Annotated in this window: 8 protein-coding genes and 1 pseudogene; 5 read left to right on the forward strand and 4 right to left on the reverse strand. The window is 70.7% G+C overall.

Annotated elements, in window-relative coordinates; all coding sequences use genetic code 11:
• From AX737_RS26195 to AX737_RS26215, 5 genes are all read left to right on the forward strand, one after another.
• Positions 1–318, forward strand: a 318-nt coding sequence (locus AX737_RS26195; protein WP_156453969.1) for a lactate utilisation protein LutB domain-containing protein, incomplete at its 5' end; no start/stop codon positions are given.
• Between the two features lie 14 nt (positions 319–332).
• Positions 333–938, forward strand: coding sequence for an LUD domain-containing protein (locus tag AX737_RS26200; RefSeq protein ID WP_066926595.1), 606 nt, complete (start codon positions 333–335; stop codon positions 936–938).
• 51 nt (positions 939–989) lie between these two features.
• Positions 990–2,633 (forward strand): NAD-dependent malic enzyme, encoded by a 1,644-nt coding sequence (locus AX737_RS26205; RefSeq protein WP_066926583.1) that lies wholly within the window; start codon positions 990–992, stop codon positions 2,631–2,633.
• On the forward strand, positions 2,630–3,538 hold the full coding sequence (locus AX737_RS26210; protein WP_066926585.1) for an AEC family transporter: 909 nt from the start codon (positions 2,630–2,632) through the stop codon (positions 3,536–3,538). Before AX737_RS26205 ends, AX737_RS26210 begins: the two co-directional genes overlap by 4 nt.
• A gap of 94 nt (positions 3,539–3,632) precedes the next feature.
• Positions 3,633–5,351 (forward strand): thiamine pyrophosphate-dependent enzyme, encoded by a 1,719-nt coding sequence (locus tag AX737_RS26215; RefSeq protein WP_066926587.1) that lies wholly within the window; start codon positions 3,633–3,635, stop codon positions 5,349–5,351.
• A 151-nt stretch (positions 5,352–5,502) separates the two neighbouring features.
• Here the strand turns inward: AX737_RS26215 and AX737_RS26220 are convergent, their stop codons facing one another.
• The 4 genes and pseudogenes from AX737_RS26220 to AX737_RS34900 form a co-directional block, all read right to left on the reverse strand.
• Complete coding sequence (locus tag AX737_RS26220; RefSeq protein WP_066926589.1) at positions 5,503–6,393, reverse strand: LysR family transcriptional regulator; 891 nt, start codon at positions 6,391–6,393, stop codon at positions 5,503–5,505.
• 82 nt (positions 6,394–6,475) lie between these two features.
• Positions 6,476–7,471: a LysR family transcriptional regulator gene (locus AX737_RS26225; RefSeq protein WP_082773308.1), complete on the reverse strand. Its 996-nt coding sequence runs from the start codon at positions 7,469–7,471 to the stop codon at positions 6,476–6,478.
• A 341-nt stretch (positions 7,472–7,812) separates the two neighbouring features.
• The gene (locus AX737_RS26230; protein WP_066926593.1) at positions 7,813–8,046 is read right to left on the reverse strand and encodes a hypothetical protein; all 234 of its coding nucleotides are present in this window, start codon (positions 8,044–8,046) and stop codon (positions 7,813–7,815) included.
• A gap of 542 nt (positions 8,047–8,588) precedes the next feature.
• Positions 8,589–9,072 (reverse strand): annotated as a pseudogene (locus tag AX737_RS34900) (hypothetical protein); the annotation flags it as partial.

Consider the following 9,072-nt stretch of genomic DNA (forward strand, 5'->3'; position numbering starts at 1 on the left):
GTGAAGATCAACATCCACGAGCAGATCTTCGCCTGGCGCAAGGTGCTGGCCGAGGCGCGCGAGCTGCCGCTCGTCAAGCGCGCGATGATGTCGGCGGCCGGCAAGGTCCTGTCCCATCCGGCGCTGTACCGCACCGCGATCCGCACGGCGGATTCGGCCCTGAAGGTGCTGCCGCGCTTCGTCGTCTACAACCCGCTCAACACCTGGACGCAGGGCCGCGAGATGCCGCCGGTCCCCAAGAGCACCTTCCACGACTGGTACGCCGCCAACCATCCGGCGCCCGCGGAGGACCCCACCAGCCCGGAGGCGAAGCCGTGAGCGCAGACGACGTCGTGAGCCCTCGCGACACCATCCTGGCCCGCATCCGCGCCAACCGGCCGGCGGGCGAGCACCCGCGGCCGGACGTGCCCCGCTTCCCCGTGCTGCACGCGGGCCGGCCGCTGGAGCCGGACGATTACGTGGGCGTGTTCGAGACCAACCTGAAGGCGATGGGCGGCAAGCCCGCGCCCGAGGACGCGGACGACCTCGCCGCCCTGGTGCGCCGGCTGTTCCCGAAGGCCGGCGTCGTGGCCTCCCGGGTCCCGGAACTGGCCGGGGACATCGACGTCGCGGCCTGCCGCCCGCAGGACCTCGCCGGGGTCGACGTGGCGGTGGTGCGCGCCGCCTTCGCCATCGCCGAGACCGGCTCGATCCTGCTGAGCGAGGCGGAGCTCGGGGTCAACGCGCTCGCCTACCTCGCCCAGCACCTCCTCGTCCTGCTCGACCCCGCCGACATCGTGGCCTCGACCCAGGACGCCTATCACCGCCCCGAGTTCAAGGAGCGGCGCTACGCCGCCTTCCATACCGGCCCCTCGGCCACCGCCGACATCGAGGGCGTGCTGATCCACGGCGCGCAGGGCGTGCGCTCGCTCACCGTGGCGATGCGCCCCCGGGCCTGACCGGGCCCCTCACGATCCTCCCAACCCAGCCGCCACCACGAGGACAGACCGATGACGAAGCGTGCCCACACCGCGCGGGGCGTGGCCCTGCTCGAGAACCCCGTCACCAACAAGGGCACGGCCTTCACCCTGGCCGAGCGCGCGACCCTCGGCCTCGAAGGGCTGCTGCCGCCCTCGGTGGAGGATCTCGACCGGCAGGCGGAACGGGCGGAGAGCCACCTCGCCGCCAAGCCGAACGACCTCGAGCGCTACATCTACCTCACGGGCCTGCTCGACCGGAACGAGACCCTGTTCTACCGCGTGGTGATGGCGGACCCGATGCGGTTCCTGCCGATCGTCTACGATCCCACGGTCGGCGAGGCCTGCCTCAAGTTCGGCCACATCTTCCGCCGCGCCCGCGGGATGTACGTCTCGCTCGAGCACAAGGGCCGCATCGCCGAGGTGCTGCGCAACTGGCCGGTGAACGACCTGCGCTTCATCTGCGTCTCCACCGGCGGACGCATCCTCGGCCTCGGCGATATCGGGGCCAACGGCATGGGCATCCCGATCGGCAAGCTCCAGCTCTACACCGCCTGCGCCGGCGTCCCGCCCGAGACCCTGCTGCCGCTGCTGCTCGACATCGGCACCACCAATGCGGCCCTGCGCGCCGACCCGCTCTATCTCGGCCTGCGCCGCGAGCCGCCCCCGACCGAGGAGCTCGACGCCTTCGTGGACGAGTTCGTGGCGGCGGTGCAGGAGGTCTTCCCCGGCTGCTGCATCCACTTCGAGGACTGGAAGGGCACGGACGCGATCCGCTACCTCGCCCGCTACCGCGACCGGGTGCTCTGCTACAACGACGACATCCAGGGCACCGCGAGCGTGACGCTGGCCGGGCTCGCCACCGCGCTCCAGATCAAGGGCGAGTCCCTGGCCGACCAGCGCATCCTCTTCCTCGGAGCGGGCTCGGCCGGCATCGGCATCGCCAACCTGATCGTCTCGGCGCTGGTCGAGGAGGGCCTGTCGGAGGCGGACGCGCGCGGCAAGATCTCCCTGTTCGACATCGACGGGCTGATCGAGCCCAAGCGCAAGGACCTCTCGCCCGAGCAGAAGGTCTACGCCCACGACGCGAAGCCGTCCGACGACCTCCTCGCCACCGTGAAGGCGCTCAAGCCGAGCGTGCTGATCGGCGTCTCGACGAAGGGCGGCGCCTTCACCCGCGAGATCGTCGAGGCCATGGCCGAGATCAACGAGCGGCCGATCATCTTCCCCCTGTCGAACCCGACCGAGAAGGCCGAGGTCTCGGCCGAGGACGCCTTCACCTGGACCGGGGGGAAGGTGCTCTACGCGGCGGGCGTGCAGTTCCCGGACGTGGAGCTCGACGGCAAGACCTACCATCCGGGGCAGGCCAACAACTTCTACATCTTCCCGGCGGTGGGACTCGCGGTCTACGCGACGCGGCCGGAGCGGATCACCGACGCGATGTTCATCGAGGCGGCCCGCGCCAGCGCCGACCAGGTCGGGTCCGACCTGCGCGACAAGGGCATGCTGTTCCCGTCCCAGCGCAACATCCTGGAGACCGAGATCACCACCGCGGCCCGGCTCGCCGAGTGGATCTTCGACCAGGGCAAGGCCACGGTCGAGCGCCCCGCCGACATCCGGGCCTGGCTCGAGGGGATGATCTACCGGCCGGCCTATGCCGAGCAGGTGGAGGCATGATCGGCACCATCACCCAGGCGCTGGCCCCCGTGGTCTTCGTGACGGTGCTCGGCTGGATCGCCGGGCACTGGCGCGTCCTTCCCGAGAGCGCCGGCGCCGTGCTCTCGGGCTTCGTCGTCCGCTTCGCCCTGCCCATCAACCTGTTCCTCGCCGCAGCGGCGATGGACCCGAAATCCGTGCTGAACGGGCCCTACCTGGCCACCATCGCGATCGGGTTCATGGCCATCTGGGCCATAGGCCTCGCGCTCGGCTACCGCAGGGGACACACGCTCCCCGAGGCAGCCATGCGGGGCGTGACGACGTCCTGCCCGAACGTGGGCTATTGCGGGCCGCCGGTGCTCGTCGCCGCGGTCGGCTCGTCCGGCATGCTGACGGTGGTCGTCGGCAACCTGATGGCGGCGCTCGTGATGATCCCCCTGACCCTCGTCCTGCTCGAGGGCGGCGCGGGCATCGGGAAGTCCCTCCGCAGCGCTCTCGTCAAGCCGCTGGTCCTGCTCCCCCCGGTCGGACTGGTCATCGCCTTCTCCGGCCTGCACCTCCCCGACCTCGTCCGGAACGCGGCCGACGAGATCGGCCGCTCGGCCGGCGGCGTCGCGCTCTTCGCCCTCGGCTTCATCCTCTCGGGCATCGAGCCGCGGATCAACCGGCAGACCCTGCTCAATGTCGGGCTGAAGAACATCCTCCAGCCGCTCGCGATGGTGGGACTCGGGTTCGCGTTCGGCCTGCGGGGCGACCTCCTCAAGGAGGTCCTTCTCCTGGGCGTCCTGCCGGCGGCCACCATCGCCCCGGCCCTCGCGCTGGCGCACGAGACCTACGCCCGGGAAGCTGCCCGCAGCGTCCTCGTGAGCACCGTCCTCGCGCTGCCGGGCATCGCGGCCGGCATCGCGATCGCCGGCCTGATGTGACCGGTCCGACGTGACCGGCCCGACGGGATCGCCCGCGGTCGGGCGGTCACGTCCGCCGTCCCCGGGGCGGCCAGCTCGTCCAAGGAGTCGTTCGATGTCGAAGAAGGTCGGCCAGGTCATCGTCGAGGCGCTCGAGGAGGCCGGCGTCAGGCGGTGCTACGGCATCGTCGGCGACACGCTCAACCAGATCTCGGACCCGATGCGGGCGAGCGGCCGCATCGCCTGGGTCCACGTGCGCCACGAGGAGGCGGGCGGCTTCGCGGCCGGCGCCGAGGCGCTGCTCACCGGCACGCTCACGGCCTGCGCCGGGACCTGCGGGCCGGGCAGCCTGCACTTCATCAACGGCCTCTTCGAGAGCCACCGCAACCGCGCGCCGGTCATCCTGATCGCCACGCAGGTGGCGAGTTCCGAACTCGGCGTCGACTTCCCGCAGGAACTCGACCTGCGCCAGATCTACAGCACCTGCAGCGTCTTCTGCGAGGAGCTGCGCGCGCCGAGCGAGGCGCGGCGCCTCACGGTGCTGGCCGCGCAGGCGGCGCTGACGAAGCGCGGCGTCGCCGTGCTGATCGTGCCCGGCGACATCGCGGCGATGACGACGGACGACGCGGTGCCCTACCGCGTGCACGCGCCGGCCAGCATGCGCCTGCCGCTCCAGGCCGACCTCGACCGGCTCGCCGAGATCCTGAACGCGGGCCGCAAGGTCGCGGTCTACGCGGGCGCCGGCGCCGCCGGCGCGCACGACGAGGTCGTCGATCTGTGCCGCCTGCTCCAGGCGCCCCTGGTCCACACCTCCCGCGCGAAGGATTTCCTCGAATACGACAATCCCTACAATGTCGGCATGACCGGATTGATCGGGGTCCGCTCCGGCTACCACGCCGTCAGCACCTGCGACACGCTGCTGCTCATCGGGGCCGACTTCGCGTGGCGCCAGTTCTATCCCGACAAGGCCCGGGTCATCCAGATCGACCACGAGCCCGCTCATCTCGGCCGGCGCCACCCCGTCGAACTCGGCGTCGTCGGGGACGCGGCGCCGACCCTGCGGCTGCTCCTGCCTCTGCTGAAGGCCAAGACGGACAGCCGCTTCCTCGACGACTGCCTCGCGATCGCGCGCGATGTCCGCGAGAGCCTGGAGCGGGAGGAGCGGCCGGGTCGCGACGGCCTGATCCATCCCCAGCAGGTCGCCGCCCTCGTCGGCCGCCACGCGAGCGAGGACGCGGTGTTCACGGCCGACGGCGGAAGCCCCATGGTCTGGCTTCTGCGCCACGTCGCCGTGAACGGGCGGCGGCGCACGCTGCTCAGCCTGCTGCACGGAACGATGGCGAACGCCATGCCGATGGCGCTGGGCGCGAAGAAGGCCCTGCCGGAGCGGCAGGTCATCGCCTTCAGCGGCGACGGCGGCATCGCGATGCTGCTGGGCGACCTGCTGACCGCGGTTCAGGAGGAGATCCCGATCAAGGTCGTGGTGTTCAACAACGGCACCCTGGGCTTCGTGGAGATGGAGATGAAGGTCGAGGGTCTGCTCGACACCTGGACCAAGCTGAAGAACCCCGACTTCGCCCTGCTGGCCAGGGTCGTCGGCTTCGCCGGCTGGCGGGTCGAGCACGCCGACGACCTCGAACCGGCCGTGCGCGCCTTCCTGGACCACGACGGCCCGGCGCTTCTCGACGTGCGGGTGAACGGGATGGAACTCGTCATGCCGCCCGTCATCGAGGCGTCGCAGGCCGTCTCGACGGCCCTCTACGCCGCCAAGGCGACCCTGAGCGGCCGGGTCGGGGACGTGGTCGAACTCGCCCGGAGCAACTTCCTAGATTGATGGCGTCGCGGCGCGAAGGGCCGGCGCCGGGCCGGCCGCCGCCAGGACGGCCGCCGCCAAGACGGCAAGCCGAGAGGGCGACAAGCCGAGAGGGCGACAGGCGGGCGCCGGATGGGCGCGATCGCGGAGGTCGGGCCCGCCGGCCGCGCGCTCAGATCCCGCCGAGTTGCTGGGTCAGCTTCAGGAAGCGGAGGATCACCGGATCGCGCTCGCCGCGGCGCGTGGCGATGGCGATGGGCGCCGAGAAGGGGGCGTCCGCGATCGGGCGGTAATCGACCTCGTCGGGGTGGATCTGGCTCAGCGAGGCGGGCGTCAGCGTCACGCCGAGGCCGGCGGCGACGAAAGCGAGCGCCGTCGCCTTCTCGGGCGCCTCGACGCGGATGCGCGGCGTGAAGCCGGCGCTGAAGCAGCGCTGGATGATCGCGTCGTAGAGGCCGGGCGCGAGGAAGCGCGGCCAGAGCACGAAGGGCTCCTCGGCGAGGTCGGCGATGCCGATCTGCGCCGCCTGCCGCAGGCGGTGCTCCGGCGGGAGCGCGATCCGCATCTCCTCCTCCGCCAGGACCCGGATGGTCAGGTCGGACGGCGCCTCGATCGGGGGGCGGATCAGCGCGATGTCGTCGGTGCCCGCGCCCAGGGCGGAGCAGAGTTCGTCGGTCGGCGCCTGCCTCAGCGTCAGCTCGACCGCCGGCAACTCGCGCCGCCAGAGGCGGACCAGAGCCGGGATCATGGGATGGAAGGAGATGCCCGGGGTGAAGCTGACCGTCAGCTCCCCGATCTCGCCTTGTCCGACCCGTTCGATCTGCTGGCGCGTCTCCTGGGCCATGGCCAGGACCGAACGGGCGCTCTCGAGCAGGATCCGCCCGGCATCGGTGAGTTCCACGTCGCGGGCATGGCGGATGAACAGCTTGTGGCCGTATTCCTCCTCGAGCCGCATGATCAGCTGGGAGAGGGGCGGCTGCGAGATCCCGAGCTTGTGCGCGGCGCGCCGGAAATTCCGCTCCTCGGCGAGCGTCGCGAAATAGAGCAGATGCCGGAAGTCCACGAAGCTTCTCCCTGACCAAATGCTGTGCGGCACACGCCGTCCCGTTCGACCCGTCGGGACAGCCGGCCTGCAGGACCTGCGATCAGTCGATGCAGTCTACGGACGGGCCGACCCGGTCCTCGCGTACGCATGCGGGGACCGCATCGCGCTCAGGCGTGCTCGGCGACGGCGCGGCATCGCTGCCGTCCGGGCAGGCGCTCGCCTGCTTCAGGTACGCCACGAACTCGGACACGATGACGCGCTGGTCGGTGGTGCGCGTGGCGAGGCTGAGCGGAACCCGCAGGGACAGGCCGTCGATCCGCCGCCGCATCGTGCAGCCGAGGGAGAGCCGTCCGAGCGAGGCCGGGACGACCGCCAGCCCGACGCCGGCCGCCACGAAGCTCAGGAGGCTGATCAGTTGCGGGACTTCCTGGACGATCCGCATCGTGACGCCCGCGCGCACGAAGGCGCTGATCATCGTATCGTACAGCGTCGGGCTCAGGTCCCGACGGAACATGACGAAGGGCTCGTCCATGAGGTCGGCGGCCGAGAGCGCGGACCGCTCCGCGAGGGGATGAGCCGGCGGAAAGATGAGGGCCATCTCCTCCTCGAAGAGGACTTGGCAGTCGAGTGTGGCGCAGGGAACCTGCATGGGCCGCATGAACGCCGCGTCGAGGCGGCCGTCGGACAGGCTGTCGCAGAGATCCTGGCTGTCGCCATCCGAGAGCACGAGATCAATGCCCGGCCTGATCTGCCGGTAGGCCTGGATGGCCGCCGGGATGAACGGGTTGAACGCTGTCGAGTCCGCCAGACCGATCCGCAGAGTCCCGATCTCGCCGCGCGCGCCCCTGTTCACCCGGTCGGGCAGCGCCTCGGCCTCGCCGAGCATCTTGACGGCGGCCTGTCTCAGCACCTGTCCGGCGCGCGTCAGCTCCAGGGTGTGGGGCCGACGCACGAAGAGCCGCGTCTTGAGATCGTTCTCCAGGGCGCGCATGGACCGTTCGAGACTGGCTTGGCCGAGATCCAGGCGACTCGCGCTAAGCTTGTAATTACAAGTTTCTACAACCGTAAGAAAATATCGCAGATGTCTGACTTCCATGTCTGACTCCAGGAACCGGACATTGGGTCCGGCAGCGGGTCTATTAGGCCAGAAGTCATTTCACATTCAACAGAGGCCAAGTTTTAGGCCGGAACGAACGTGTGAGCGCCACGATTATTTCACTGCGAGCGTTAATGTGGCGGCCTGGATTCGAGCGACGAGCGGGCACGAGGGGTGGGAACGTTGCCGGGTCCGGGATATGCCGTTCGCATCGTCTCACGGCCGGCTTCGTCCGCAGGGAAATCCGGCGCCGCGCAGTGCGCGTCGCGTTCGCGCCGGCCGGATCGGCCGGCGCGAACCACGGAACATGCGCGACCCGCCGCGGGACAGGCGCGCCGTTCTCAGCGCGCGCGCAACCGGCGCGGCTTCACGATCGTGGATTGCTTGCCCTTCGGGGCCCGGTATGCGCGACGCGGCCGACCGTTGCCCTCCGCGGCCGCATTGCGGTCGAGCCCGTCACCCGGGCTGTCCATCTGGGCAAGCTGGATATAGCCCCGGTTACCCGAGTGCTCGTTGGCCTGAACGGCCGAGTAGCCGCCGACAAGGATCAGGGCCGCGAATGCGAAGGCCTTCATATCGGGATGTCATCCTCTTCCAATGCTGAGCCCGAAGCTGCCCCTCCGGCACGCTCTCCTGTTGAGCTAGGCTCCGTCGGAGCAGCGCAAAGGTCTCAGCAGACCGAAAGCCGATATGATCTGCAGCGGAATTCGATTGGTCTGAGTATCTGGACGCGTATGCCGGGCGCGGCCTGGACGGAACGCCAGCGCTCTCCCCCGATGCACGCCGACGGGGCGCAGGCGGTGGCCGCCTGTTTCGAGCGCGTCCTGTCGCGGGCGCCGAAGGTCGACCGGACGCCGGGCGGCCGAGGAGAGGCGTGTCCGGCCGGCCTCTCGCCGAACTGGCTGGCCAGGGAGCGTGCGGGTCCCCGTCCGGTCGGACGGGTCGTCCCGGGCGCGGCCTCAGCAGTCGGCGACGTTGACGGCGAGCCCGCCGAGCGAGTCGCAGATCACCGCGTCGCGGACCGCGCCGTCGTCGAGCCCGGCGAGGATGCGGTCGGCGGCGTCCCGGCGACCTCCCGCCGGCCGTGGCGGCGCGGCGGAAGATCCCCGGGCGGCGCTCAGACGATGTCGGCGGCCGTCACCGTCGGCGTCGTGCCGCCGCCGCCCTGGAGGATCAGGCCGGCATCGGCGCGCCCGTCGCCGGTCTCGTCCACGAACAGGTAGCCGTCCGCGCCGGCCGTCCCGCTCGTGACGTAGGCGTAGGTGCGGCCCGTCAGGAGCACGTCGGCGAAGGCGCGGGCGCTGTCGAAATCGGTCACGACGCTGCTGGTGCCGGTCACGAAGTTCTGGTCCGTGCCGTCCTGCCCGAGATCGAGCCTGTCGGTGCCGGAGAGGAAGTTCGCGATCCGGTCGGCCGTCGTCGCGCTCAGGCCCGTGTCGCCCTGGCCGATGACGAAGACGTCGGCTCCGCCCGCGGCGACGAGGCTGTCCGCGCCCGCGCCGCCCACGATGGTGTCGGCGGCCCCCGAGCCGATGATCGTGTCGTTGCCGGCACCGCCGCTGAAGCGCGAGCCGGCCGCCGCGCCCGTGCCGACGATCAGG

Origin of the sequence: Methylobacterium sp. CCH5-D2, from assembly GCF_001556475.1 — a bacterium.
In the GTDB taxonomy this organism is placed as follows: domain Bacteria; phylum Pseudomonadota; class Alphaproteobacteria; order Rhizobiales; family Beijerinckiaceae; genus Methylobacterium; species Methylobacterium hispanicum.

Bases quoted from the DNA above. Each gene is read 5' to 3' on its own strand.
- AX737_RS26230 (WP_066926593.1), bottom strand. From the start codon at position 8,046: ATGAAGGCCTTCGCATTCGCGGCCCTGATCCTTGTCGGCGGCTACTCG.
- AX737_RS26210 (WP_066926585.1), top strand. From the start codon at position 2,630: ATGATCGGCACCATCACCCAGGCGCTGGCCCCCGTGGTCTTCGTGACG.
- AX737_RS26215 (WP_066926587.1), top strand. From the start codon at position 3,633: ATGTCGAAGAAGGTCGGCCAGGTCATCGTCGAGGCGCTCGAGGAGGCC.
- AX737_RS26225 (WP_082773308.1), bottom strand. From the start codon at position 7,471: ATGGAAGTCAGACATCTGCGATATTTTCTTACGGTTGTAGAAACTTGT.
- AX737_RS26205 (WP_066926583.1), top strand. From the start codon at position 990: ATGACGAAGCGTGCCCACACCGCGCGGGGCGTGGCCCTGCTCGAGAAC.